Origin of the sequence: Streptomyces griseoloalbus (assembly GCA_014650015.1) — a bacterium.
Classification (GTDB): domain Bacteria; phylum Actinomycetota; class Actinomycetes; order Streptomycetales; family Streptomycetaceae; genus Streptomyces; species Streptomyces griseoloalbus.
In genome coordinates, this window is the sequence record BMUD01000002.1 from 364,251 (window position 1) to 389,709 (window position 25,459).

25 protein-coding genes are annotated in these 25,459 nt (G+C 73.0%); 16 read left to right on the top strand and 9 right to left on the bottom strand.

Features of this window, described 5'->3' with window-relative positions; genetic code table 11:
• Window positions 1-57: 57 nt before the first annotated feature.
• The gene (locus tag IE178_RS04650; protein WP_193511386.1) at window positions 58-402 is read right to left on the bottom strand and encodes a Rossmann-fold NAD(P)-binding domain-containing protein; all 345 of its coding nucleotides are present in this window, start codon (window positions 400-402) and stop codon (window positions 58-60) included.
• 120 nt (window positions 403-522) lie between these two features.
• Between IE178_RS04650 and IE178_RS04655 the strand changes: the two genes are divergently transcribed.
• The 7 genes from IE178_RS04655 (at window position 523) to mug (ending at window position 7,071) form a co-directional block, all read left to right on the top strand.
• Window positions 523-1,137 carry a TetR family transcriptional regulator gene (locus IE178_RS04655; RefSeq protein WP_193511387.1) on the top strand — a complete coding sequence of 205 codons (615 nt, stop codon included), beginning with the start codon at window positions 523-525 and terminating at the stop codon, window positions 1,135-1,137.
• 64 nt (window positions 1,138-1,201) lie between these two features.
• A complete protein-coding gene (locus tag IE178_RS04660) occupies window positions 1,202-1,627 on the top strand; it encodes a GNAT family N-acetyltransferase (RefSeq protein WP_193511388.1) in 426 nt (141 codons plus the stop codon).
• Between the two features lie 159 nt (window positions 1,628-1,786).
• Complete coding sequence (locus IE178_RS04665; protein WP_193511389.1) at window positions 1,787-3,154, top strand: hemolysin family protein; 1,368 nt, start codon at window positions 1,787-1,789, stop codon at window positions 3,152-3,154.
• Complete coding sequence (locus tag IE178_RS04670) at window positions 3,151-4,164, top strand: hemolysin family protein (protein ID WP_184762244.1); 1,014 nt, start codon at window positions 3,151-3,153, stop codon at window positions 4,162-4,164. The genes IE178_RS04665 and IE178_RS04670 overlap by 4 nt, the downstream gene beginning before the upstream one ends.
• A gap of 54 nt (window positions 4,165-4,218) precedes the next feature.
• Entirely contained in the window at window positions 4,219-4,995 is a 777-nt protein-coding gene (locus IE178_RS04675; RefSeq protein WP_193511390.1) for an SGNH/GDSL hydrolase family protein, read from the top strand.
• Window positions 4,996-5,086: 91 nt separating this feature from the next.
• Window positions 5,087-6,529, top strand: a complete 1,443-nt coding sequence (purB, locus tag IE178_RS04680; RefSeq protein ID WP_193511391.1) for an adenylosuccinate lyase — start codon at window positions 5,087-5,089, stop codon at window positions 6,527-6,529.
• 44 nt (window positions 6,530-6,573) lie between these two features.
• On the top strand, window positions 6,574-7,071 hold the full coding sequence (gene mug / locus IE178_RS04685; protein WP_184762369.1) for a G/U mismatch-specific DNA glycosylase: 498 nt from the start codon (window positions 6,574-6,576) through the stop codon (window positions 7,069-7,071).
• 13 nt (window positions 7,072-7,084) lie between these two features.
• Here mug and IE178_RS04690 read toward each other — a convergent pair whose 3' ends face one another.
• From IE178_RS04690 to IE178_RS04700, 3 genes are read right to left on the bottom strand one after another with little or no spacing between them, the layout of a single operon-like run.
• Window positions 7,085-7,525, bottom strand: a complete 441-nt coding sequence (locus IE178_RS04690; RefSeq protein ID WP_184762247.1) for a hypothetical protein — start codon at window positions 7,523-7,525, stop codon at window positions 7,085-7,087.
• A 56-nt stretch (window positions 7,526-7,581) separates the two neighbouring features.
• Window positions 7,582-8,307, bottom strand: a complete 726-nt coding sequence (locus tag IE178_RS04695) for an ABC transporter permease (protein ID WP_193511392.1) — start codon at window positions 8,305-8,307, stop codon at window positions 7,582-7,584.
• A 2-nt stretch (window positions 8,308-8,309) separates the two neighbouring features.
• Window positions 8,310-9,230, bottom strand: a complete 921-nt coding sequence (locus tag IE178_RS04700) for an ABC transporter ATP-binding protein (protein ID WP_193511393.1) — start codon at window positions 9,228-9,230, stop codon at window positions 8,310-8,312.
• Window positions 9,231-9,339: 109 nt separating this feature from the next.
• Here IE178_RS04700 and IE178_RS04705 point away from each other — a divergent pair, with 109 nt between their 5' ends.
• The 3 genes from IE178_RS04705 (at window position 9,340) to IE178_RS04715 (ending at window position 12,438) form a co-directional block, all read left to right on the top strand.
• Window positions 9,340-10,497, top strand: coding sequence for a sensor histidine kinase (locus tag IE178_RS04705; protein WP_193511394.1), 1,158 nt, complete (start codon window positions 9,340-9,342; stop codon window positions 10,495-10,497).
• A 14-nt stretch (window positions 10,498-10,511) separates the two neighbouring features.
• Window positions 10,512-11,174: a response regulator transcription factor gene (locus IE178_RS04710; protein WP_184762251.1), complete on the top strand. Its 663-nt coding sequence runs from the start codon at window positions 10,512-10,514 to the stop codon at window positions 11,172-11,174.
• A 106-nt stretch (window positions 11,175-11,280) separates the two neighbouring features.
• Window positions 11,281-12,438 (top strand): ROK family transcriptional regulator, encoded by a 1,158-nt coding sequence (locus tag IE178_RS04715; protein ID WP_193511395.1) that lies wholly within the window; start codon window positions 11,281-11,283, stop codon window positions 12,436-12,438.
• 340 nt (window positions 12,439-12,778) lie between these two features.
• On the opposite strand, the gene IE178_RS04720 is transcribed toward IE178_RS04715, so the two are convergent.
• Both IE178_RS04720 and IE178_RS04725 read right to left on the bottom strand, forming a co-directional pair.
• Window positions 12,779-13,540, bottom strand: a complete 762-nt coding sequence (locus IE178_RS04720; protein ID WP_193511396.1) for a GntR family transcriptional regulator — start codon at window positions 13,538-13,540, stop codon at window positions 12,779-12,781.
• 173 nt (window positions 13,541-13,713) lie between these two features.
• A complete protein-coding gene (locus tag IE178_RS04725) occupies window positions 13,714-14,601 on the bottom strand; it encodes an RNA polymerase sigma-70 factor (protein WP_184762254.1) in 888 nt (295 codons plus the stop codon).
• Window positions 14,602-14,783: 182 nt separating this feature from the next.
• Between IE178_RS04725 and IE178_RS04730 the strand changes: the two genes are divergently transcribed.
• The 3 genes from IE178_RS04730 (at window position 14,784) to IE178_RS04740 (ending at window position 19,217) form a co-directional block, all read left to right on the top strand.
• Window positions 14,784-15,614 carry an alpha/beta fold hydrolase gene (locus IE178_RS04730; protein ID WP_193511397.1) on the top strand — a complete coding sequence of 277 codons (831 nt, stop codon included), beginning with the start codon at window positions 14,784-14,786 and terminating at the stop codon, window positions 15,612-15,614.
• Window positions 15,615-16,253: 639 nt separating this feature from the next.
• Entirely contained in the window at window positions 16,254-17,840 is a 1,587-nt protein-coding gene (locus IE178_RS04735; protein ID WP_193511398.1) for an alkaline phosphatase D family protein, read from the top strand.
• Window positions 17,841-17,945: 105 nt separating this feature from the next.
• Window positions 17,946-19,217 (top strand): GNAT family N-acetyltransferase, encoded by a 1,272-nt coding sequence (locus IE178_RS04740; protein ID WP_193511399.1) that lies wholly within the window; start codon window positions 17,946-17,948, stop codon window positions 19,215-19,217.
• A 67-nt stretch (window positions 19,218-19,284) separates the two neighbouring features.
• Here IE178_RS04740 and IE178_RS04745 read toward each other — a convergent pair whose 3' ends face one another.
• Entirely contained in the window at window positions 19,285-20,502 is a 1,218-nt protein-coding gene (locus tag IE178_RS04745; RefSeq protein WP_184762258.1) for a trans-sulfuration enzyme family protein, read from the bottom strand.
• A 30-nt stretch (window positions 20,503-20,532) separates the two neighbouring features.
• On the opposite strand from IE178_RS04745, the gene IE178_RS04750 reads away from it, so the two are divergent.
• A complete protein-coding gene (locus IE178_RS04750) occupies window positions 20,533-21,030 on the top strand; it encodes an Lrp/AsnC family transcriptional regulator (protein WP_184762259.1) in 498 nt (165 codons plus the stop codon).
• Window positions 21,031-21,062: 32 nt separating this feature from the next.
• On the top strand, window positions 21,063-22,751 hold the full coding sequence (locus tag IE178_RS04755; RefSeq protein WP_184762260.1) for a DUF885 domain-containing protein: 1,689 nt from the start codon (window positions 21,063-21,065) through the stop codon (window positions 22,749-22,751).
• 21 nt (window positions 22,752-22,772) lie between these two features.
• Here the strand turns inward: IE178_RS04755 and IE178_RS04760 are convergent, their stop codons facing one another.
• Both IE178_RS04760 and IE178_RS04765 read right to left on the bottom strand, forming a co-directional pair.
• The gene (locus IE178_RS04760; RefSeq protein ID WP_184762261.1) at window positions 22,773-23,618 is read right to left on the bottom strand and encodes an SDR family oxidoreductase; all 846 of its coding nucleotides are present in this window, start codon (window positions 23,616-23,618) and stop codon (window positions 22,773-22,775) included.
• A 224-nt stretch (window positions 23,619-23,842) separates the two neighbouring features.
• On the bottom strand, window positions 23,843-24,355 hold the full coding sequence (locus IE178_RS04765; protein ID WP_184762262.1) for an immunity 21 family protein: 513 nt from the start codon (window positions 24,353-24,355) through the stop codon (window positions 23,843-23,845).
• A gap of 96 nt (window positions 24,356-24,451) precedes the next feature.
• On the opposite strand from IE178_RS04765, the gene IE178_RS35695 reads away from it, so the two are divergent.
• Window positions 24,452-25,126 carry a DUF6281 family protein gene (locus IE178_RS35695; RefSeq protein ID WP_318279845.1) on the top strand — a complete coding sequence of 225 codons (675 nt, stop codon included), beginning with the start codon at window positions 24,452-24,454 and terminating at the stop codon, window positions 25,124-25,126.
• Window positions 25,127-25,459 lie beyond the last annotated feature (333 nt).

The following is a 25,459-nucleotide window of genomic DNA, read 5'->3' on the forward strand; positions in this document are numbered from 1 at the left end:
TACGGCGGTCGGTCCGGTGATCCCGTCGAGGTGGGCCGCGTCCGGCACCTGGCTCGGTCAGCGAGCCGGCGGTTGTCCGGTGACCTCGTCGAGGCGCGTGGCGGCGTCCTGGTCCAACAGGTGCCGGTCATCCACTGGGATCCGACGCCCCTCGACGAAGGCACTCCAAGGTTCGGCGGGCGGGGCGCCGACGACCCGCCTGTTCTCGCTGACCAGGCGCCAATCCGCGGCGATGACATGGGCGCGCTCGCGGGCTCCGCGCTCCCCTGCCTCCGCCTGGAAGCGCTGCCCCTTGTCCGCGCTGCGGCCGAGCACCACGACCGCGTCACCCCGCTCCGGACGCGTGCGAGCCAGACCCCTGCCGATCCCGTCGTTGCCGCCGGACATCGCGAACGTCTTCATGAGAGGTCTCCTCGCGCGGTGGCGCAGCAGTCCGGAGTCAAGTCATCGATTGATGACTTGGACCAAACTACGCATCCGCCGACTACCATGTCAACGACCGATGACTCGGAGGAGACGCCCATGTCCCAGGCCCCCCGGCGCACGCGTGACCGAGCGGCCACCGAGGCCGCGCTGCTGGCCGCGGCCCGGGCTCGGTTCACCCTCGGCGGTTATGACGCCACCAGCGTCAGGGACATCGCCCGCGACGCGGGGGTCGACCCCGCGCTGATCTTCCGTTACTTCGGCTCCAAGGAGCGGCTGTTCGAGCGGGCGGCGCAGACGGTGGACGACGAGCACGAAGCCCCGTCCGACGGTGGCGCGGAGGACGTGCCGACCCGCCTGCTGCACGCGGCCATGCGGCAGGCCGCGCCCGGTTCCGCGGGCGGCCACCCCCTCGCCGCCCTCCTTCTGTCCTCAGGCCGGCCGGAGTGCCGCGAACAGCTCAACGCACAGCTGTCCCACGACTATGTGCACGCCCTCGAGCAACTGGTCGACCTGCCGGACCGCGAACTGCGCGCGGAGCTCCTCACCGCGTGGTTGCTGGGCATCACGGTCGCGCGCTCCCTGGCCCGGACCCCCGCGCTCTCCGAAGCCTGCGTCGACGACATCTCGCCCTACTTCGAGCGGGTGGCCGCCGTACTGCTGGGCACCCCGGCTCCCGTGGCGGCACCACCGGACGGACCTGCGGCACCGTAAGACACGGTGAGGTGCTCGGAGAACCCGTTCGCCGGAGACACGAGCGCTCTGCTTGGCTCACCCCATGAACGATCTCCGCATCCGCCACGCCACCCCCTCGGACATCGACACCGTGCTGCGCTTCTGGCGCGATGCCGCGGAAGGAACGAGCATCAGCGACGACCACGACGGAGTGGCCCGACTCCTCACACGAGACCCCGAAGCCCTTCTCCTCGCAGAGCGCGACGGCCTCCTCGCCGGAACCGTCATAGCCGGCTTCGACGGATGGCGATGCTCCGCCTACCGGCTCGCCGTGCACCCCGACCACCGCCGGCAAGGCCTCGCCACCGCCCTGCTGGAAGCCGCGGAGCAACGCTTCGCCGCCCTGGGCGGGCGGCGCGTCGACGCCATGGTCCTGGAAGTCAACGAACGGGCCCACCGCACGTGGGCCGCGACTGGCTACCGTCGCGAGGACCACTGGCGGCGCTGGGTGAAGCCCCTCACGGGGTGATCCACAGCCCGATCACACTTCTTTGCCGATCCTTTACCCTTGGATGGCCACTCGGTCCTCCATGAAAGGTTGTGTGCGTCCGCCCATGGGCGAGCCCCCCAGTCCGCGACATCGCGCATCCGCCCCCGTCCTGTCCGACCATGGGACGGAGGTGACCCGATGACCGAAGTGCTCCTCCTCCTGGCGGCGATCCTGCTCTCGCTCGCCTGTGGCGCCTTCGTCGCGGCCGAGTTCTCCCTCACCACGGTCGAGCGGGGCGAGCTGGAGCGGGCCGTCGAGCGCGGCGAGAGGGGCGCCGCGGGCGCGCTCGAGGCCGTACGGAATCTGACCTTCCAGCTCTCCGGCGCGCAGCTCGGCATCACCGTCACCAACCTGGTGGTCGGCATGCTCGCCGAGCCGTCGATCGCCGCGCTGATCGCCGGCCCGCTGGAGGACGTCGGCGTCTCCGCATCGGCGGCGCACTCGGTGGCACTGGTGATCGGCACGGGCCTGTCGACCGTGTTCCTGATGGTGGTCGGCGAGCTGGTGCCGAAGAACTGGGCGATCTCCTCACCGCTCGCCGTCGCCAGGCGGGTGGGCAACGCGCAGCGCTGGTTCAGTGCGGCCTTCCGCCCCTTCATCACCCACCTGAACAACACGGCCAACCGCATAGTGCGCCGCATCGGCGTGGAACCCGCCGAGGAACTGGCGTCCGCGCGCGGGCGCCAGGAGCTCGCGGCGCTCGCCCGGCACTCCGCCAGGGAGGGCGCCCTGGAGGCGGACACCGCCGAGCTGTTCGTCCGCACGCTGAACCTCGCCGACCTCACCGCGGAGAACGTGATGACGCCCCGCGTCCAGGTCGTCGCCCTGGAGGTCCATGCGACCTGCGAGGACGTGGCGAACGTGACCCGGGCGACGGGGCTGTCCCGGTTCCCCGTCTACCGCGACACCCTCGACGCGGTCGTCGGCACGGCGCACGTCAAGGACGTACTGGCGCTGCCCGCCGAGCGCCGCGCCCGGGTCCCGGTGTCGGAGCTGATGCGCGAACCGCTGCTGGTCCCCGAATCACTCACCGTCGACCGGCTGCTGGACCGGCTCTCCGGGCGGCGCACCATGGCCGTGGTCATCGACGAGTACGGCGGCACCGCGGGTGTGGCCACACTGGAGGACATCGTCGAGGAGGTCGTCGGCGAGGTCCGCGACGAACACGACCCGCACGAGACCCCCGACCTGGCCCGGGCCGGCGTCGACGAGGAGGGCCGCGCTCTGTTCTCGGCCGACGGCGCGGCGCGCGTGGACCAGCTCGCCCGGGTCGGCCTGCGCGCCCCGGAGGGGCCGTACGAGACCCTCGCCGGGCTCGTGGCGGCCGAGCTGGGCCGGATCCCGGCCGTCGGCGACACCTTCGAGGTCGTCGGCTGGCGGCTGGAGGTCCAGGACGCCACCGGCCGCCGCGCGGCACGCGTCCTGCTGCAGGCGCCCCTCGCCGACCATCATCCGACGGAACAGAGCACGGGCGGAACCACGGACGACAAGGGGGCGCGGCGATGACCGCCGTACAGCTGCTGATCGGTCTGGCGACGCTGGTCGTCAACGCCTTCTTCGTCGGCGCCGAGTTCGCCCTGATCTCGGTCCGCCGCAGCCAGATCGAGCCGTACGTCGACCGGGGCGACCGGCGCGCCAAGAGCGTGCTGTGGGGGCTGGAGCACGTGTCCGCGCTGATGGCGGCCGCGCAGCTGGGCATCACACTGTGCACGCTGATCCTCGGTGTCGTCGCCGAGCCGGCCATCGAGCACCTGCTGGAGCCGGTGTTCCACGCGGTCGGTGTCCCGGAGGGCGCGGGGCATGCGGTGTCCTTCGTGATCGCGCTGGTGCTCGCGACGTATCTGCACATGCTGCTCGGCGAGATGGTGCCGAAGAACATCGCGCTCGCCGAGCCGGTGCGCAGCGCGCTGATGCTGGGTCCGCCGCTGGTGGCGCTGTCCCGGGCCCTGCGCCCGGTGATCTTCACGATCAACGCCTTCGCCAACGCCCTGCTGAAGCTGCTGCGGGTCGAGACGCGGGACGAGGTCGTCGCCTCCTTCTCGGACGCCGAGCTGGCGCAGATCGTGAAGGACTCCGGCGAGGCGGGCCTCATCGACGACCGCGCGCAGGAACGGCTGCACGACGCCCTGGAGCTGGGCCGGCGGCCGGTGCGGGACGCGGTGATGCCGCTGGAGCGCGTGGTCTACGCGCGCGTGGGCGTCACCCCGGAAGGGCTGGAGCGGCTGTCGGCGGAGTCCGGGTTCTCCCGCTTCCCGGTGGTGGACGAGCAGCGGCGGATCGTCGGCTATCTGCACGTGAAGGACGCCCTCGACGCCTCACCCCGGGACCTGCCGTTCCGGCTGCGGGACATGCGGGCCATCGCGCGGGTGCGGGAGAGCACGCCGATGGACGACGTCCTCACCGCCATGCGGGGCAGCCGTACGCATCTTGCGGCGGTCCTCGGGACCGACGGACGGCTGGCGGGACTGGTGACGATGGAGGACGTCCTGCAGGAGCTGTTCGGGCAGCGGACCTGAGCCCCCACCCGACCGACCGGCGGGTATGTGCCCCGGGATACCATCTCTGTCGCCATGCAGACGAATCCCACCCACAACAGCCTTGTCGCCCTCGGTGACTCCTTCACCGAGGGCATGTCGGACCTCCTCCCGGACGGCACGTACCGCGGCTGGGCCGACCTCCTCGCCGGGCGGATGGCGGCCACCGCCCCCGGCTTCCAGTACGCCAACCTCGCGGTGCGCGGCAAGCTGATCCAGCAGATCGTCGACGAGCAGGTGGAGGTCGCCGCGGCCATGCGGGCCGACGTCGTCACCCTGGTCGGCGGGCTCAACGACACCCTGCGGCCCAAGTGCGACATGGGGCGGGTCCGGGATCTGCTGACCGAGGCCGTGGAGCGGCTGGCCCCGCACTGCAAGCAGCTGGTGCTGATGCGCAGCCCCGGCCGCCAGGGACCGGTCCTGGAGCGCTTCCGGCCGCGCATGGAGGCGCTGTTCGCCTGCGTCGACGAGCTCGCCGAGCGGCACGGCGCACTCGTCGTCGACCTGTACGGGGCACCAGCCCTCAGCGACCCCCGGCTGTGGGACGTGGACCGGCTGCATCTGACCGCGGACGGGCACCGCAGGGTCGCGGAGGCGGTGTGGCAGACCCTCGGCTACCCGCCCGAGGACCCGCAGTGGCACCTGCCCCCGGAGGCGACGCTGCCGCCGCGCTGGGCGGCGCGGCGCGTCGCCGACGCCCGGTTCGCCCGGCAGCACCTGCTGCCCTGGATAGGCCGCCGGCTCACCGGCCGCTCCTCGGGCGACGGGCTGCCGCCCAAGCGCCCCGAGCTGCTGCCGTACGACATCCGTTAGCGGCGCCCGCCCCTCGGCCCGGGCCTTTGTAGGTTCCGCCGAACCACCCCGTGGCGCTGGCCTGCACGATTCGCCAGTAGAATCCGTACACGTGACTTCTGCGCCCGCCAAGCCCCGCATCCCGAACGTCCTCGCCGGACGCTACGCCTCCGCCGAGCTCGCCACGCTCTGGTCCCCCGAGCAGAAGGTGAAGCTGGAGCGGCAGCTCTGGCTCGCCGTGCTGCGGGCCCAGAAGGACCTCGGGATCGAGGTGCCGGACGCGGCGATCGCCGACTACGAGCGTGTCCTCGACCAGGTGGACCTGGCCTCGATCGCCGAGCGCGAGAAGGTCACCCGGCACGACGTGAAGGCGCGGATCGAGGAGTTCAACGACCTCGCCGGGCACGAGCACGTGCACAAGGGGATGACCTCCCGCGACCTCACCGAGAACGTCGAGCAGCTGCAGATCCGGCTCTCCCTGGAGCTGGTGCGCGACCGCACGGTGGCCGTGCTGGCGCGGCTGGGCAAGCTGGCCGGCGAGTACGGCGAGCTGGTCATGGCCGGCCGCTCGCACAACGTGGCCGCGCAGGCCACCACCCTCGGCAAGCGGTTCGCGACCGCCGCCGACGAGCTGCTCGTCGCGTACGGCCGGGTGGAGGAGCTGCTGGGCCGCTACCCGCTGCGCGGCATCAAGGGCCCGGTGGGGACGGCGCAGGACATGCTGGACCTGCTCGGCGGGGACGCAGGCAAGCTGGCGGACCTGGAGCGCCGGATCGCCGGGCACCTGGGCTTCTCCGAGGCGTTCACCTCGGTCGGCCAGGTCTACCCGCGCTCGTTGGACTACGAGGTCGTCACCGCTCTGGTGCAGCTGGCCGCCGCGCCGTCGTCGCTGGCGAAGACGATCCGGCTGATGGCCGGGCACGAGCTGGTCACCGAGGGCTTCAAGCCGGGCCAGGTCGGCTCGTCCGCGATGCCGCACAAGATGAACACCCGCTCCTGTGAGCGCGTCAACGGCCTGATGGTGATCCTGCGCGGCTACGCCTCGATGACCGGCGAGCTGGCGGGCGACCAGTGGAACGAGGGCGACGTGTCCTGCTCGGTGGTCCGCCGGGTCGCGCTGCCGGACGCGTTCTTCGCTCTCGACGGTCTGCTGGAGACGTTCCTGACGGTGCTCGACGAGTTCGGCGCCTTCCCGGCGGTCGTCGCCCGGGAACTGGACCGCTACCTGCCGTTCCTCGCCACCACCAAGGTGCTGATGGGCGCGGTGCGCGCGGGTGTCGGCCGCGAGGTCGCGCACGAGGCGATCAAGGAGAACGCCGTCGCCACGGCCCTGGCGATGCGTGAGCAGGGCGCCGAGCGCAACGACCTGCTCGACCAGCTCGCCGCCGACGAGCGGCTGCCGCTCGACCGGGCCGAGCTGGAGGCGCTGATGGCGGACAAGCTGTCCTTCACCGGTGCGGCGAGCGACCAGGTCGCCACCGTCGTCGACCGCGTCGACGAGATCGTGAAGCAGCACCCGGAAGCCGCCGGGTACACCCCCGGGGCGATCCTCTGAGGCGCTTCACCCAGGAGGAGTTGGAGGCCGCCCGCGACCGGCTGGTGCCGGATGTGGTCGCGGACGGCCTCAGCGTGCTGTTCTGCGGCATCAACCCGGGGCTGATGACGGCCGCGACGGGCCACCACTTCGCACGCCCCGGCAACCGCTTCTGGCCTGCGCTGCACCGCTCCGGATTCACGCCGAGGCAGCTGCTGCCGTCTCAGCAGCGGGAGTTGCTGTCGTACGGGCTCGGCATCACCAACGTGGTGGCGCGGGCGACGGCGCGGGCCGACGAGCTGAGCGCCGAGGAGTACCGGGAGGGCGGCCGGCTGCTCACCCTGAAGGTGACCCGGCTGCGTCCGCGGTGGCTGGCCGTGGTGGGGGTCACCGCGTACCGGGCGGCGTTCGACGACCGCGGTGCCCGCGTGGGGCCGCAGGCGCGGACCATCGGCGACACACGGGTGTGGGTGCTGCCCAACCCGAGCGGGCTGAACGCGCACTGGACGCCGGCGACACTGGCTCAGGAGTTCGCGCGGCTGCGGGAGGCCGCGGCCACGTGACGGCGGCCGGTGGTCATGGAGGAGCCGTCTGCGTGACCACCGCCAGCAGCTGGACCTCGTCGCTCGCGTCCCGGTCGGCGACCGCCAGCGCGACCCAGCGGCCGGTGCCCTGGACCTCCCACAGCCAGGCCACCCGCGCGCGGGCGGCGAGCCGGGCCCAGGGCTCGGGTATCTCCTCCTGTCCGGTGCGCAGCAGCACCGTCTGCAGATTCCAGGGCGCGACGTCCCCCCAGCGTGAGGCCAGCACCTCGTAGACGGCGTCGCGGTCCTTCTCGTACTGCTCCACCGTCACCGCCCACTCGGCGGGGTCGCCGTCCCGCGGACCGTGACCGCTCTCCAGGACCGCCACGTGGTGGCCCGGTCCCCCGAAGCCGACGTCCGACGGGCCGTGCTCCGCCGGAAAGGGGCGGAAGCACAGCTCGTCGATGAGGGCGATGTGCTGTGCGATGTTCATGGAATCCAGTAAACCCGCCGCCACTGACACTTGGCGGGCCGTCAGCCGACTGCCGGTCAGGCGTCCCTGCGGTTGAGGCTCCACGCTCCGGCGAGGAGGGCGGCGGCCGTCCACAGGGCGGTCACGGCGAGTCCTGACCAGGGGCCCAGGGTTCCCTCGTGGGTCTGCTGGAGGACCAGTTGCCCGGCTCTGTCGGGCATGAACTCGACGACCGTGCCGGCCGCGTCGCCGATCACGAAGGACACGACGAGGATGAAGGGGATCAGCAGGGACAGGGTGGCGACACCGCTGCGCAGCAAGGTCGTGAGGCCCGCCGCGAACAGGGCCGTCAAAGTGAGGTAGACGGCGCAGCCCGCGACCGCGCGCACCTGCTCGCCTCCGGTGAGCGTGTCCGCCGCGGACCCCAGTCCCGCGCGTGCCGCGAGGAGCGCGGCGAGGGAGGTCAGCAGCCCGACGACGAGCGCCGGTACGGCGATCGACGTCACCTTGGCCGCGAACCAGCGTCCGCGCTGCGGAACCGCCGCCAGGGAGACGCGCAGGGCGCCGTTGTGGAACTCCGACGACACGGCCATGGCGCCGAAGGAGATGGCGGCGATCTGGCCCGGCAGGACGCCGGAGAAGGTGGTGAACAGCGGGTCGAAGTCGGGGTCCGACGGGTCCGGCGCCGCGGCGAGCGCGGAGAACGCCGTGGTCACCGCGAACAGCGCCAGAAGGGTTCCGAGGAGCGAGCGGGTCGTGCGGATCTTCAGCCACTCGGACCGGAGTACGGGTGCGGACTGCATGGTCAGGCCTCCTGGGGCTGTGCGGTGAACTCGGTCTGGTTGGCGGTCAGGTCCAGATAGGCCTGTTCCAACGTGCCCTCGTCCGGAGCGAGTTCGAGGATCGGCACCCCTGCGGCGGAGGTGAGGCGTCCGATGTCGTCCACCCGCGCGTCCGTCACGGTCCAGTGTCCGTCCGGGTGTTCCACCACGTCGTGACCGTGCCGGGCGAGGGCGCTTCTGAGGGCGGCGGGGTCCTGGGTGCGGACGCGGACCGTGGGCCGCACGCGTGCGTCGATGAACTCCCGCATGGGGGTGTCGGCCAGCAGCCTGCCCCGGCCGAGGACGACGAGGTGGTCGGCGAAGGAGGCGGTCTCGTTCATCAGATGGCTGGAGACCAGGACGGTGCGCCCCTCGTCCGCGAGCCGGCGCAGCAGGGTGCGGATCCACACGATGCCTTCGGGATCGAGGCCGTTGGAGGGCTCGTCGAGCATGACGACGGCCGGATCGCCGAGCAGGGCGGCGGCGATGCCCAGCCGCTGACGCATGCCCAGGGAGTACGTCCGCACGCGGCGGCGCGCCACCGAGGCCAGGCCGGTCTCCTCCAGCACCTCGTCGACCCGGCGGTCGGGGATGCGGTTGCTGGTGGCCAGGACCCGCAGATGGTCGCGGCCGGTGCGGGAGCCCTGGGCGGCCTGCGCGTCGAGCAGGGCGCCGACCTGGCGCAGGGGTTCCCGCATGCCTGCGTAGGCGTGTCCGCCGACGGTGGCGGAGCCGGACGTCGGGTGGTCGAGGCCGAGCACCAGGCGCATGGTGGTGGACTTGCCGGCGCCGTTGGGGCCGAGGAAGCCGGTGACCCGGCCGGGGCGGACCCGGAAGGTGAGGTGGTCGACGGCCCGCCGGGTGCCGTACTCCTTGGTGAGGTCCTGGACGTCGATGCTGGTCATGTGCTCCAGCCTGGCCGTTCGGGCCCGTACGGGGCCTCCCCCGGCCGGGGAGAACGCCTCCCCCGTGCGGGGGAGGCCGGCTGTCGGCGGCGGCTGGCACGATGGCCCGATGGCCACCGTCCTGGGTCCGCTCCTGCGAGGGAGGACGTACACCCGTCTGCTGCATCTGTGGGTGCCCGGGCTGCCGTTCAGCGTGTGGATGTTCATCCATCCGGCGACTCCGTGGATGCCCGCGCTCATGCTGGTCCCGCTGGGTCTGATCCCGGTGGTCCGCACGGGCGAGGGCGTGCAGGCCCGGCTGATGCTGATGCCCGGCGAGCGGGAGCCGGGGATCTCCGAGGAGCCGTCGGGGACGTGGCAGGACCGGCTGCGGACCGCGCTGTGGCTGGCGGTGCGGGTGGCGCTGGCGGGGGTGACGACGGTCGCCACGGTCTGGCTGCCGCTCCTGGCCTACTCCGCGGGCGAGGTCGCCGCGGGGGGCTCGCCCGGGGGCGTGCCCGTGCTGGAGGACGCGCGACCGCACTGGGCCTACGCCCTGCTGGTGCCGTTCCCCCTGGTCGCCCTGTACGCCGCGGTGGTGGGCCTCGGTGAGCTGGTCACCGCCGTCGCGCGCCGACTGCTCGGCCCTTCGCCCGCCGAACGCCTGGCCGCCATGGAGGCCAGGACCGAGCAGCTCCTGGAGCGCACCCGCATCGCACGCGAGCTGCACGATTCCATCGGCCATGCCCTGACCGTCGCCGTCGTGCAGGCGGGCGCCGCGCGGGCGGCGGGTGATCCGGCCTTCACCGACCGGGCGCTGGGCGCCATCGAGGAGACCGGGCGGGCCGCGCTGGAGGACCTGGAGCGGGTCCTCGGTGTCCTGCGCGAGTCGGAGAGGCCCGTGAGCAGCCGGCCGACGCTCGTGGACGCCGACCGTCTGCTGGAGTCCGCCCGCGCCAGCGGGGCGAAGGTCGACGCGGAGGTGACCGGCCCCCTGGACACCGTGCCCGCTCCGGTGTCCCGGGAGGGCTACCGCATATTGCAGGAATCGCTCACCAACACCCTGCGGCACGCGGGGGCGGTCCCCGTGCGGGTCCGGATCCGCGTCGCCGACGGCACGCTGCTCCTGGAGATCCGCAACCCGCTGAAGCGGGAGGTACCCGGCCCCGGGCGCGGCAGCGGGCTGCGCGGGATACGCGAGCGCGCCGCCCTGCTGGGCGGGCGGGCGCACACCGGGCCCGACGACGAGGGCGACTGGCGGGTGCGCGTCGAGCTGCCGCTGCGCTGATCTAGGCTGGCCGGATGCCGGTGACCGTTCTGCTCGTCGACGACGAACCCCTCGTACGCGCGGGTCTGCGGGCCGTGTTGGAGGCGCAGCCGGACATCGAGGTCGTCGGGGAGGCCGCCGACGGTGCGGCGGTGATCCCGCTGGTGCGGCAACTGCGGCCGGACGTGGTCGCCATGGACGTGCGCATGCCGTTGCTGGACGGGATCGAGGCCACGCGCGCGCTGCTGCGGACGGTCGACGCGCCGCCGAAGATCCTCGTGGTGACGACGTTCGAGAACGACGAGTACGTGTACGGGGCGCTGCGCGCGGGTGCCGACGGGTTCCTGCTGAAGCGGGCGCGGCCCGCGGAGATCGTGCACGCGGTGCGGCTGGTCGCCGAGGGCGAGTCGCTGCTGTTCCCCGCCTCGGTGCGCCGGCTCGCCGCCGAGTACGGCGACGGCGACGGCAACCGGGCGGCGCGCGACGTGCTGGAGCGGGCGCGGCTGACCGAGCGCGAGGGGGAGGTGCTGCGGTTGATGGCGCGGGGCCTGACCAACGCGGAGATCGCGGCCCGGCTGGTGGTCGGGACGGAGACCGTGAAGTCGCATGTGAGTGCCGTACTGGCGAAGCTCGGGGCACGCGACCGGACCCAGGCGGTGATCGCGGCCTACGAGTCGGGCTTCGTGGCGCCGGGGTGAACCGCATCCGCGGCGCGTGTCCGGGGTGCCCGGGCCCGGAGGTCGCCGGGGTCGGCCGCGCCGAGTACCATCCGCCCAACACGCGCACGTGCTGGGAGGACGGACGGTGGCTCGGCTGACCGGCGGGGACCCCTCGCTGCTGCGAAGGATCAACTCCGCGGTGGTGCTGCACGCGTTGCGGACCACGGACTGCGCGACGCTGACCGAGGTCACCCGGGTGACGGGGCTGTCCCGGCCGACGGTCGAGGGCGTCGTGGAGGGTCTCATCGAGGCGGGCCTCGTCGTGGAGACGGCGGCCGAGGAAGGTACCGCGCGCCGGCAGGGAAGGCCGGCTCGGCGGTTCCGGTTCCGGGCGGAGGCCGGGCATCTGCTCGGCCTGGAGATCGGTGCGCACCGGGTGGCCGCGTTGCTGGCCGATCTGGACGGCCGGGTGATCGGTGCCCAGGCGCGGGACGTCGACGAGACGGTCGACGCCGACGAGCGGCTGGAGCGGCTGCGCACGGCCGTCGCGGAGCTGCTGCGCCGGGCCGGTGTCCCGCGCGGCTCGCTGCGGGCCGTGGGTGTGGGCACCCCCGGAATAGTGGAGGCGGACGGCACGGTGCGGTTGGGCACGGCGCTGCCCGGCTGGACGGGGCTCGGCCTCGGTGAGCGCCTGAGCCGTTCCTTCAAGTGCCCGGTGCTGGTGGAGAACGACGCCAACGCGGCCGTCGTCGCCGAGCACTGGAAGGGCGCCGCCAGGGAGAGCGACGACGTGGTGTTCGTGCTGGCCGGGCTGAGCCCGGGCGCCGGATCGCTGATCGGGGGGCGGCTGCACCGGGGGTACGGCGGGGCGGCCGGGGAGATCGGGGCGCTGCACCTGCTGGGCCGGGAGGCCACCCCGGAGACGCTGCTGTCCACCACGGACGAGCCGCTGCACCCGCTCGACGAGCAGGCGGTCGCCGAGGTCTTCGCCCAGGCCCGCGAGGGTGACAAGCGGGCGCTCGCGGCCATGGACCGCTTCATCCACCGGCTCGTCCACGACGTGGCGGCGCTGGTGCTGGCCCTCGATCCGGAGCTGGTGGTGATCGGCGGCTGGGCGGCCGGTCTGGACGGGGTCCTGGAGCCGCTGCGCCGCGAACTGGCCCGCTACTGCCTCCGCCCGCCGAAGGTCGCCCTGTCCCACCTGGGCGAGGCGGTGGTCGCCACCGGGGCGGTACGGCTGGCTCTCGACCATGTGGAGGAGCAACTCTTCGCGGTCGAGGGCACGGTGACGGCCCGCCGCTGAGGGGTGTCGTTCGGGTCGGGCCGGCTCCGGGGAGCGGCGCCTTGGCACGATTCGAACGCCACCCCTGGGGCCTGCCTGTCCGGCGGATCACGCCGGAGAGGCGGGCCTGACACGCCCATCCGGGCTTGAGGCGCCGTCGGTTTCCTCCGACTCGGTCCGCCGGACAGGCCCAGGTGTGCCGTCCGGACGGGTGGGCGACGCGGTCCCCCGCGCCCGGGGCGCGGCGGCCGGCCGCCTCAGGAGGCGTGGCGTGCGGCCGGGCTCACGAGGCGTGGCGTTCAGCGGGGCTCAGGAGGCGTGGCGTTCGGCGCGGCTCAGGAGGCGTGGCGTTCAGCGGGGCTCAGGAGGCGTGGCGTTCGGGGCCGTGGTGTATTTCCACGCCGCCCGAGTCGCCGAACGTCAGCCGGCAGGTGTCCGCGCGGTAGGTGGCCACGGAGAGTGCGGCGGTGCGCCCGCGGGCGATGAAGCGGGTGGTGACGACGAGGACGGGAGCGCCCGGCAGGCGGTCCAGCTCCCTCGCGTCGTCCGCGCGGGCGGAGCCGAGCTCCACCGCGTTCTCCTGACGCTCCAGCTCGAGGCGCTGCAGTTCCCGCAGCACGGCACGCGCGCGTGCCGCGCCGGACGGCGCGTCGATGCCGGACAGGTCGCGCACCGAGTCCGCCGGGATGTACAGCAGTTCGGCGGCGACGGGCTGACCGTGGGAGACACGGGAGCGCCGCACGGTGTGCACGGGTTCGTCGCGTCCGGTCACCAGGGTCTCGGCGACGGCCGCGGGCGGCACCTCGAGCGCGCAGTCGAGGGTCTGCCAGGCGTCGTGCGGCCCGCCCGGCCAGGCGTGCTGTGCCGTGTCGACGGACACTCCCATGCGCGGCGGGGCGACGGTCGTGCCCACCCCGCGGCGGCGCTGCAGCCTGCCTTCCAGTTCGAGCTGTTCCAGGGCCTGCCGGAGCGTGGCACGGGCGACGCCGAAGCGGGCGGCGAGGTCGCGCTCGTTGGGCAGGATCTCGCCCACGGAGAACTCCGAGTCCAGCGCCTCGCTGAGCACGGTCCTGAGGTGCCAGTACTTCGGTTCCGGCACCGTTTCCAGCTGCGTGGTCCCCACCCTGTCCTCCGCGATCGCCGTGTCCGGCGGCGTTTTAGCGCCCTTGTTTATTAAAGGTTGTTTCACTTATCTGCGACCATAAGGCGGCCTTCACCCTTGGTCAATACCAATCCGCACGGCGAGACGAGGCCCCCGTCGCGTACGGGGGCCTCGGCGCACGCTGCGTGCCGCTCCTACGGGGCCGTGGGGAGCGAGCGCAGCTTGTCGGGGTTGCGGATGACGTACACCGTCTGGACGCGCCCGTCGGCGACGTCGAGCTGGACGACGGAGTCGGGTTTGCCGCCGGACAGGACGAGCACCGCGGGGCCGGCGTTGAGCTCCAGGATGCGGACGGTGAGGTCCGGTACCCCCTTGCCGGCGACACCGACGAAGAAGCGCCCGACGTGGTCGGCGCTCTCCAGGACGCGCAGCGGGGCCCGCGACTTGCCGCCGCTGTCGCCGACCAGCCGCACGTCCGGTGCGAGCAGTTCCATCAGCCCCGCCAGATCGCCGCCGGCCGCCGCGGCCAGGAAGCGCTCGGTGAGGTCACGGCGCTGTGCCGGGTCCACCCGGTAGCGCGGGCGCCGCTCCGCGACGTGCTTGCGGGCCCGCCCGGCGAGTTGGCGTACGGCCGGTTCGCCGCGGTCGAGCACGGCCGCGATGTCGGCGTACGGAAAACCGAACGCCTCCCGCAGCACGAAGACGGCGCGCTCCAGCGGCGACAGGGACTCCAGGACGACGAGGACGGCCAGGGAGACGGAGTCGGCGAGCACCGCCCGTTCGGCGGTGTCGGGGGCGGTGCCGCCGAAATCGGTGACGTACGGCTCGGGCAGCCAGGGGCCGACGTAGGTCTCGCCGCGCGCCTTGATCCGGTGCAGTCGGTCGATGGCGAGGCGGGTGGTGACCCGCACCAGGTAGCCGCGCGGCTCGCGCACCTCGGAGCGGTCGCCGCCCGACCAGCGCAGCCACGCGTCCTGGACCACGTCCTCCGCGTCGGCCACCCGGCCGAGCATGCGGTAGGCGACTCCCAGGAGGACGGGGCGGTGCTCTTCGAAGACGTCGGTCACGGTGTCGGTGGTCACGGCACCATCCCAGCCGACTCGCGCGGTCCGTGTCCAGGCGGCACCGGCTCGCTCCGGGCGCTGCGGGGCGTCGGGCGGTGCCGCCTGGACACGGGGGCTACCCGTCGGTAGCAATTGCTGACAAGCTGTCTACGACGTCAGGCGGCGTCCGTTTCCGCGAGTCCCAGACGAGGAGCACCCCCATGTCCGCGACCGTCTCCTTCGAGGTCACCTCTCCCCTCGGCCCGCAGACCGTGACCCTGTCCTACGCGCGCGTGGGCCGCGGCGAGCCGCTGCTCCTGCTGCACGGCATCGGCCATCACCGCCAGGCCTGGGACCCGGTGGTGGACATCCTCGCGACCGAGCGCGAAGTGATCGCCGTGGACCTGCCCGGCTTCGGCGCGTCCCCGTCGCTGCCCAACGGCCTCGCCCACGACCTGCCCACCATGAACGCCGCCCTCGGCGCCCTGTGCGAGGCGCTGGAGCTGGACCGGCCGCATGTCGCGGGCAATTCGCTCGGCGGCCTGCTGGCCCTGGAACTCGGCCGCGAGCGGGTCGTACGGTCCGTCACCGCCCTGTCCCCGGCGGGCTTCTGGACCCAGGCCGAGCGGCGGTACGCCTTCGCCGTGCTGACCGGCATGCGGCGGATCGCGGAGCGGATGCCGCTGCCGCTGGTCGAGCGCCTCGCCCGTTCCGCGGCCGGCCGGGCGGCGCTGACCAGCACCATCTACGCCCGTCCGGGACGCCGTTCCCCCGAGGCCGTGGTCGCCGAGACGCTCGCGCTCGCCGGGGCGACCGGCTTCGCCGAGACCCTCCGGGCGGGCACCGCCGTACGGTTCACCGACGACGTGCCCGGCATCCCCGTGACCGTCGCCTGGGGCGCCCGGGACCGGCTGCTCATCCCCCGGCAGGGCGTCCGCGCCAAGCGGGTGATCCCCCGGGCCCGGCTGGTGCGGCTGCCCGGCTGCGGTCACGTCCCCATGAACGACGACCCGGCACTGGTCGCCCGCGTCATCCTGGACGGCAGCCGCTGAGCCGGGCGGGAGCCCGACGGTCCGGCCCGGTGTGGCCCCGTCATTGACGTCACCGCAGACCGGCCCCGAAGGGCGCGCCGGCGTGGGGAGCGGGCGCCGGCGACGAGGCCGGAGGCGGGCACGCCGCGGGCGAGGAGGCGGTCGAGGACGAGGCGGCCGAGGTGGCCGCTGACGCCGCTGACGCCGCTGACGAGGATGGCGCCGCTGACGAGGATGGTCATGAGAAGTCCCTGCCGAAGTGCGCAAAAGGTTTCAGTCGCTGGTCGTCAGCGATCGTCGTCCCGGCGCCGCTTCCCCGACGGCCCTATCGGGGCCGTGGGGTGGGCGACGGCATCGCACAGTGAGCGGCACCCTGCCGGTACGGAACCCGGTCCGTGGCAGGCGCGGACACCGGGCGCTCCGCGTTGAGCGTCTGCGCCACGGCGCTGCCCACCTGGACCGGGGCCACCACGGTCGGCGGCAGGCTGACGCTGCCCGGAGCACTGTCAGTTCTCAGCGTTGTCGCTGGTCTGGAAACTACGGATGGCCCTACAACGCCCCGCTCGATCAGTTGTTCACCTGGGGTTTGCGTGCGAGCCGCGCCGCCCGCGTAGGTGTGGCTGCGCACACTGGCCGGATCCCGTCCCTGGAGGCCCATCCATGTCACACCGTTCGTTCCCGGGCCGTCGCGCCGTTCTGCGCGGCTCGCTCGCGGCCTCGGCGGCCCTGACCCTGCCCACCGCGCTCGGCGCGGCGCCCGCGTTCGCACGGTCCGGGCGTCCGCTGGCGCGGTGGGGCGTACAGACGGGCGACGTGACCCGTGACTCCGGGCTGGTGTGGGCGCGTTCCGACCGGCCGGCGCGGATGATCGTCGAGACGTCGGCGACCGAGTCGTTCCGCAATCCGCGCCGGTGGCACGGACCGCTGCTCGGCCCGGACACCGACCTGACCGGCACGACCCGGCTGCGCGGGCTGCCGCCGGGCGAGCAGATCCACTACCGCGTGCTGCTCGCCGACCCCGACGACCCGCGCCGCACCGGCGAGCCGGTGACCGGCACCTTCCGCACGGTGCCGGCCCGGCGGCGGGAGGGCGTGCGGTTCCTGTGGTCGGGCGATCTGGCCGGGCAGGGCTGGGGCATCAACCCCGACTTCGGGGGCTACCGCATCTTCGACGCGATGGCCCGGCTCGACCCCGACTTCTTCCTGTTCAGCGGGGACACCGTCTACGCCGACGGCCCCATCGCGGAAACCGCCGCCCTGCCGGACGGCAGCGTCTGGCGGAACATCACGACCGAGGAGAAGTCCAAGGTCGCCGAGACCCTCGCCGAGTTCCGGGGCAACTTCCGCTACAACCTGCTCGACGAGAACCTGCGCCGGTTCAACGCCCGGGTGCCGTCCATCGTGCAGTGGGACGACCACGAGGTGCGCAACAACTGGTACCCCGGCCAGCGGATCGCGGACACGGACACCCGGTACACGGAGAAGAGCGTCGATGTGCTGGCGGCCCGGGCGCGGCGGGCGTTCAGCGAGTACTTCCCGATGTCCACGCTGCGGCCGGGCGACCGGGAGGGCCGGGTGTACCGGGTGCTGCGGCAGGGGCCGCTGCTCGACGTGTTCGTGCTGGACATGCGGACGTACCGCAACGCCAACTCCTCCGGTGACCAGACCGTGGACCCGCAGGGCATCCTCGGGCGCGAGCAGCTGGAGTGGCTCAAGCGGGAGCTGGCGCGGTCGCGGGCGGTGTGGAAGGTGATCGCCGCCGACATGCCGATCGGTCTGATCGTGCCGGACACCGGCGAGGGCCGCAAGAACGTGGAGGCGGTGGCCCAGGGCGACCCGGGGGCACCCCTGGGGCGGGAGCTGCAGATCGCGGAGCTGCTGCGGTTCGTCAAGCACCGGCGGATCACCGGCACGGTGTGGCTGACGGCCGACGTGCACCACACCTCGGCCCAGCACTACCAGCCCGGGCGGGCCGCGTTCGGTGACTTCGAGCCGTTCTGGGAGTTCGTCTCCGGCCCGCTGAACGCCGGTGCCTTCCCGGCCAGCGCGCTCGACGACACCTTCGGCCCCGAGCGGGTGTGGGTGAAGGCGCCGACCGCCTCGAACGTCTCGCCCGCCGGCGGCTACCAGTTCTTCGGTGAGGTCGACATCGACGGCGACAGCGGCGAACTGACGGTGCGGATGCGGGAGCAGGACGGCACCGTCCTGTTCACGAAGACGCTGCAGCCGGGCCTGGTCGGCCAGTGACGCGGCAACTCTGCGAAACGGGCAGAAGCTCGCTTTACCCGTCAGTCACAGTGCGTTCGTGATCGCGAAACACGATTCCTTCACAGTGACTGTATGAATCGAGACATGTCTGAAGTGACGAACACCCTGCACGGAGGCGCCACGCACCGCCGGTGGAACCCGGCCGAGCTCGCCGCGCGGTGCACGGCCGCCTTCCACGCATGGTGGGCACGACGCCACGGCAGCGCACCGCCGGCGCACGATACCGGCGGTGCCCCGCCGCCCTCCGCCATGACCGTGGACAGCGAGCTGTGGCGGATGCGGACGACGGTGAAGGACGAGCCGGGCGCGCTGGCCGCGTTGTGCACGGCGCTGGCCGAGCGCCGGGTGGACATCCTGACCCTGCAGACGCACCCGCTGGGTGAGGACACCGTCGACGAGTTCCTGCTGCGGGCACCGGCCGGTACGGACCTCGCCACGGCGGTGTCGGTCGCCGGGGGTACGGCCACCTGGATCGAGCGGGCCGACGCCCACGATCTGGTGGACACCCCCACCCGGGTACTGGCGCTGGCCGCCCGCACCGCTCAGGACGCGGCCGAACTGCCGCTGGCACTGCGCCAGTTGCTGGGGCGCTGCACGATCCGTTCGCAGCCCGCCGCACCGGCCGAAGGCCCCGGGGCCCCGGGGACGGTCCCGGTGGAGGGCTTCCTGGAGGACACCGTGATCCGGCTGCGCGCCCCCGAGGGCGGGGTGATCACCGTGGAGCGGCCGTATCTGCCGTTCACTCCCACCGAGTTCGCCCGCGCCCGTGCGCTGGTGGAACTGGACGCCCGGCTCGGCCCGCGGTTCCCGCGCGGCCGGGACGTGCTCACGCTGCCCGAGGGCAGTGACATCTCCGTGCGCCGGGCGGACACCGGCGATCTGGCCGCCGCGCGGGCGATGCACGAGCGGTGCTCCACCCGGACCCTGCGGATGCGGTACCACGGGCCGGTCGGCGACGCGGACCGCTATCTGAACCACCTGCTCAGCCCGCGCTTCGGCCGCACGCTCGCGGTGCAGACCGCCTCGGGCCGCATCGTCGGCCTCGGTCATCTGCTGTGGGACGGCGACGAGACCGAGGTGGCGCTGCTCGTGGAGGACGACTGGCAGCGCCGGGGCATCGGCGGTGCGCTCCTCGCCCGGCTGGTGTCCATGGCCGCCGAGGCGGGCTGCGCCCATGTCTACGCCGTGACGCAGGCCTCCAACACCGGCATGGTCGCCGCAATGCGCGGGCTGGGGCTGCCGCTCGACTACCAGATCGAGGAGGGCACCCTGGTCATCACGGCCCGGCTGGACGCCGTGACGGCCCGCCGCGCACCGGAGCAGCGGGAGCACGGCGAGCGGATCGGCCGGTCGTAGCCCCCCGCGCTCACACGCGGCGAACGGCCCGGCGGGACGCGCCGGGCCGTTCGCCGCGTGCGGGACCTCAGCCCCGGTACAGCGCCTCCGGGCGTACGGGCGTCCCGGCCCGCTCCCCGAGGGCCGCGTCCAGGTCCGCCCACAGGTCCTCGACGTCCTCCAGGCCGACCGAGAGCCGCAGCAGCCGGTCGCTCACTCCGGCGTTCCTGCGGTCGTCGGCGTCGACGATGCGGTGGCTGATGGACGCCGGGTGCTGGATGAGCGAGTCCACACTGCCGAGGCTGACGGCCGGGGTGATCAGCCGTACACCCGCGATCACCTCGTGCGGGTCACCGTGCACCTCGAAGGAGACCATCGCCCCGCCGATGCGCGGATAGCGCACGCGGGCCACGCGCGGGTCGGCGGCGAGCCGGGCGGCGAGTTCGGCGGCGTTCGCGGACGCGGCCCGTACCCGTACCGGCAGGGTCGACAGGCCGCGCAGCAGCAGATAGCCGGCCAGCGGATGCAGCACGCCACCGGTGGCGAACCGCACCTGGCGAAGCCGCCCGGCGAACTCCTCGTCGCAGGCCACCACGCCCGCGAGCACGTCCCCGTGACCGCCGAGGTATTTGGTGGCGCTGTGCAGCACGAGTCGCGCCCCGTGCTCGGCCGGACGCTGGAGGACCGGGGTGGCGAAGGTGTTGTCGACGAGCAGCGGCACGGAGCCGCAGGCGTGCGCGACGGCCCGCAGGTCGACCTCGGCGAGGGTGGGGTTGGCCGGGGACTCCACCAGCACCGCACCGGTGTCCGGGCGCAGCGCGTCGGCGACCCCGGCCGGATCGGTCCAGGTCACCTCGGAGCCGAGCAGTCCGGCGGTCAGCAGGTGGTCACTGCACCCGTACAGGGGGCGTACGGCGACGACGTGCCGCAGCCCCATGGAGCCGCGGACCAGCAGAACGGCGCTGAGCGCGGCCATGCCGCTGGCGAAGGCGACCGCCGACTCGGTCCCCTCCAGGCGGGCCAGCGCGGTCTCGAAGCGGGCGACGGTCGGATTGCCCAGCCGCCCGTAGACGGGCGGGCCCTCCGGTTCGGCACCGGTGGTGGCGAAGGCGTCGATGCGGGCGGCCTCGCCGCGGCTGTCGTAGGAGGGGTAGGTGGTGGACAGGTCGATCGGCGGGGCGTGCAGTCCCAGTCCGGCGAGGTCGTCCCGGCCTGCGTGCACGGCCTCGGTGGCGAGTGCTCGTGTGGTGCGTCGCGTGTCCATGCCCATGTCCATGGACGGAAGGGTGAACACCGAACGGGTCATCGGGCCGGTCTCCCGTGCTACGTTCGGCCGATGGCCGAAGGTGTCGTACTCGATCCGGTGGACCTCCATCTGCTGCGGCTGTTGCAGAACGACGCCCGGACGACCTACCGGGATCTCGCCGCGCAGGTCGGGGTCGCGCCGTCGACCTGTCTGGACCGGGTGACCCGTCTGCGCCGCTCCGGCGTGATCCTGGGGCACCGGCTGAAACTGGATCCGGCCAAGCTGGGACGGGGTCTCCAGGCGCTGCTGTCGGTGCAGGTCAGACCGCACCGGCGGGAGCTGGTGGGGCCGTTCGTGGAGCGGATCCGGGCGCTGCCGGAGTCCCTGACGGTGTTCCATCTGACCGGCCCCGACGACTACCTGGTGCATGTCGCGGTCGCGGACATGGCGGATCTGCAGCGGCTGGTGCTCGACGAGTTCACGGCCCGGCGCGAGGTGGCCCGCGTGGAGACCCGGCTGATCTTCCAGCAGTGGGACTGCGGGCCGATACTGCCGCCTTCGCCCACGCCCTCGGCTCAAACCGGGTGACGTGCGGCGGGCCTCGTACCAGGATGGTCCGCATGTCACAGACCAACAGCGCGCTCCCCCGGCAGGTCGCCGACGCCTACGTCGACGAGCTCATCGCCCTCGACCCGGTCACCGGAACCTTCCTCGGCGTGAAGGAGAGTTCCTCCCGTCTGCCCGATCTCTCGCCCGCGGGCCAGGCCGCGCTCGCCGATCTGCAGCGGGCCACGCTCGCCCGGCTCGACGAGGCCGAGCGGCTGCCCGGCGCGGACAGCGGCATCGAGCGCCGCTGCGCCCGTCTGCTGCGCGAGCGGCTCACCGCGGAACTGGCCGTGCACGAGGCCGACGAGCGGCTGCGCTCGGTCGGCAATCTGGGCACGGTCGCCCACTCGGTGCGCGAGGTGTTCACCGTGACGCCGGCCGAGACGGACGAGGACTGGGCGGCGATCGCCGAGCGGCTGCGTGCGGTCCCGGCCGCCCTGGCGGGCTACCGGGAGTCGCTCGAGCTCGGCCTGGAGCGCAAGCTGTACGCGGCTCCGCGCCCGACGGAGACGTTCGTCGGGCAGCTCACCGAGTGGACGGACACGGGCGAGGGCCGCGGCTGGTTCGAGGACTTCGCCGCCGCGGGCCCGGACGCGCTGCGCACGGAGCTGGACGAGGGCGCCCGCGCGGCGACCGCGGCCGTCGTGGAGCTGCGGGACTGGATGCGCGACGTGTACGCGCCGGCGATCGAAGGCGCCCCGAACACCGTGGGCCGGGAGCGCTACGCCCGCTGGTCCCGCTACTACAACGGCACGGACCTCGATCTGGACGAGGCGTACGCGTACGGCTGGTCCGAGTACCACCGGCTGCTCGGCGAGATGAAGAAGGAGTCCGAGAAGATCCTGCCCGGCGCCGCGACGCCGTGGGTGGCGCTGGCGCACCTCGACGAGCACGGCCGGCACATCGAGGGGGTCGACGAGGTCCGCGAGTGGCTCCAGGGCGTGATGGACCGGGCGATCGAGTCCCTGGACGGTACCCACTTCGACCTCGCCGAGCGGGTACGGAAGGTGGAGTCGCGGATCGCCCCGCCGGGGAGCGCGGCGGCGCCGTACTACACGCCTCCGTCGGAGGACTTCTCGCGGCCGGGCTGCACGTGGCTGCCCACGATGGGCCTGACCCGCTTCCCGGTCTACGACCTCGTCTCCACCTGGTACCACGAGGGCGTCCCCGGCCATCACCTCCAGCTGGCGCAGTGGGTGCACGTGGCGGACGACCTCTCCCGCTACCAGGCCTCCGTGGGCGGGGTCAGCGCCAACGCCGAGGGCTGGGCGCTGTACGCGGAGCGGCTGATGGACGAGCTCGGGTTCCTCACGGACGCGGAGGAGCGGCTGGGCTATCTGGACGCGCAGATGATGCGGGCGACCCGGGTCATCGTCGACATCGGCATGCACCTGGAGCTGGAGATCCCGGCGGATTCGCCGTTCCACCCGGGTGAGCGCTGGACGCCGGAGCTGGCCGAGGAGTTCTTCGGCGCGCACAGCAGCCGCCCCGCGGATTTCGTGGAGAGCGAGCTGACCCGCTATCTGACGATCCCGGGCCAGGCCATCGGCTACAAGCTCGGCGAGCGGGCGTGGCTGCTGGGCCGGGAGAACGCCCGCAAGCGGCACGGCGACGCGTTCGACCTCAAGGCCTGGCACATGGCCGCGCTGTCCCAGGGCTCCCTGGGTCTGGACGACCTGGTGGACGAACTGTCGGCGCTGTGAGCCGGACCGGCGCCGCCGCCGTCAACGCCGGAAACCGCCCTCGGAGTCGATGACCTGGCCGGTGATCCAGTCCGCCTCGTCCGTGGCCAGCCATGCGATGAGGCGGGCGGGGTCGTCGGGCACGCCCCAGCGTCCGGCGGGGAAGCGGGCCGCCACGGCCTCGTAGGCGTCGCCGGTCAGGTAACCGGTGTCCACGGGACCGGGGTTGACGGTGTTCACCGTGACCGCGTGCTCGGCCAGTGCGGTCGCGAGGGAGCGGGTGACGGAGGCGAGCGCGCCCTTCTGGAGGGCGTAGGCGATCTCCCCGGGCATCCCGCCGGCGATGTCCTGCCCGGAGGTCATCATCACCACACGCCCGCCCGGGGTGCGCGGCGGCAGGGCGGCCCGGTGCCGGGCGTGGGCCTGGACGAGCAGCAGCACGGAGCGGGTGTCGACGGTCCAGTGCGCGTCGAGCATGGCCGCGTCGATCGTGTCGAGGTCTCCGTCGGAACCGCTGAGGGCGTGGTTGGCGACGAGGATGTCGAGCCGTCCGCCGAGTGCCTCGGCCGCCCGGGCGTGCAGCGCGGCGGGGGCCGCCGGGTCGGTGAGGTCGCCCGGCCCGGCGACCACCCGTGCGTCGGGGTCACCGAGGGCGTCGCGCACGGAGGCGGTCACCTCCTCGATCCGGTCGGCGCCCCAGGGCATGGCGGCGTCGTGCGGCACGTGATGGTGCAGGTACACGCCGGCTCCGTGGGCGGCGAGACGCCGGGCCACGGCGTGTCCGATGCCACCGCGCCGGCTGGCACCGGTGACCAGCGCGGTCCGGCCGCGCAGGGGCAGGGGGTCACGACGGAGTGCTTCGGGGGCGTGAGGCGGGTACTTGGGCATGATCGTCCATGGTGCGGGGCGGGGTGGAACGGCGCACGCGATTATCCGTTGGCCGCCCCGTCCGACGAGGCGTCTCCGTCGCGCTCCCGGCCGAGTCGTGCGCCGCCGTCCGTGGTGCGCACAGGGGTAGGCCGTCGGCGGGTCACCGCGCGGGCGCTCCTCCTCGTACCCCCGGGTCGGGCGCCCCCGACGGGCGGGACCGTCGGGGGCGCCCGACCCGCCGGTCAGGGCAGTGGCCGGAGCTGGACCAGGGCCAGCCAGGTCTCCGGGCCCGGCTGTACCTGGGCCGCGCGGACCGCGTAACGGCCGGGCGTGAGGGTGAGGCGCAGGTGGTCGGTGCCGGTGGACTCGGTGCCGGGCCAGGCCGCGTCGAACAGCAGGAGCGCACCCGGCACCTTCCAGTGCACCTCGGCCTGCCACTGTGCGGTGTGCAGTGCCGCCGGGACGCTCGCCAGCACCTCCGCCTCCGAGTGTCCGGCGATGCACCGGACGAGGGTGTTGTGCTCGGGGAGGAAGGCGGTCGCGGCGGGCTCGTCGCCCAGCACCAGGGCCGTGGAGTCGCCGACCGGGAGCAGACCGACGAGTCCGTCCACCTCGCAGGCCCGGTCGTAGTCCGAGGCCGTCTCCTCGCCGTCGGCGCCCGTCCAGAACGGCAGGACCGTCTCCGGCACCGCGATGAGCGGCCCGCCGCCCGACTCCACCCACTCGACCGTGCCCGGCTCCGCGTATCGCACCATGCGCAGAACCTATCGGGTCGACTCCCGTACCGGAGCCGGGGGTTCAGCAACCGCAGTCGCTGCGTCGCCGCGCCGACCTGCTCATACACCTGGGCCATGCCCGGGGCCAAGAATGATCTGCGTGAGGCCGACCTCCGTTTCCACACCCACGACCACGACTTCACGAACAAGCCGACCAGCAGCTGCTCGAACGAATACGACATCCGCTCCGTCGGTCCTCATGAGGCCGGACACGTCTTCGGGCTGGGACACGTGGGCTCGGGACATTCGAACCTCACCATGTGCACGGACTCGTTCACCTGCGAGACGATGCCAGGACCCTCGGCAGGGGAGACGTCCTGGCCCTCCGTAGCATCTACTGGGAGGAACACTATGAGCCGGTCGGGGCGAACCACGCGAGTGTCTCTCGTGGCAGCCATGATGATGCTGGCTGTGGCCTGCACATCGGAGAGCAGCAGTGACGGAGGCGAGCAGGCGGAATCCTGCGCCTACCGAGTCCTCTATCAGGACCGCACGTACCGGGACGTCGCGAACGTGGAGTTCACGGCGGGAGAGAAGCTCGGTTCCGCCACCATCCCGCCGTGTCAGGACACCGGAGACCAGGACAAGGCTGAGGAATCCGGAGAGACGACGACCGCCTATGCGGTGGACGGCATCTCACCCGACATGGCCGTCGCCGTCGGTGACAGCCCCGACGACGCCACCTTCGTGGCCTCCCACTCGGGCAACAAGCTCCCTCCGGAGATACGGAAACTGATCGACAGGTCCTGACCTCGGCCGCGTCCACGCCGCCCGGGCGGCGTGGACGCGGCCCATGACCTCCGACAGCCGCGACGCCATCTGCACGAACCCCTCTGTACAGCCGTCGCCCCTGTTGAGGAACCAATTCCTCGGGCACGGACAGCCCCGCCCTCACCCTCCACTTCTCCGCCACCGCATGGCCTTCTGCCCATCGTCGGACCATGGCCGGCCAGCCTCGGACGGCCACTCCTCGCCAGCCGCTGCCGGCATGCCCTACTCAGCCGCGTCCGGCCCTCCTGGGCCACACACCACCTCACGGAGTCCCTACTGAGCGAAGTCGACCGCGGGGTGCGCCGCGCGGCC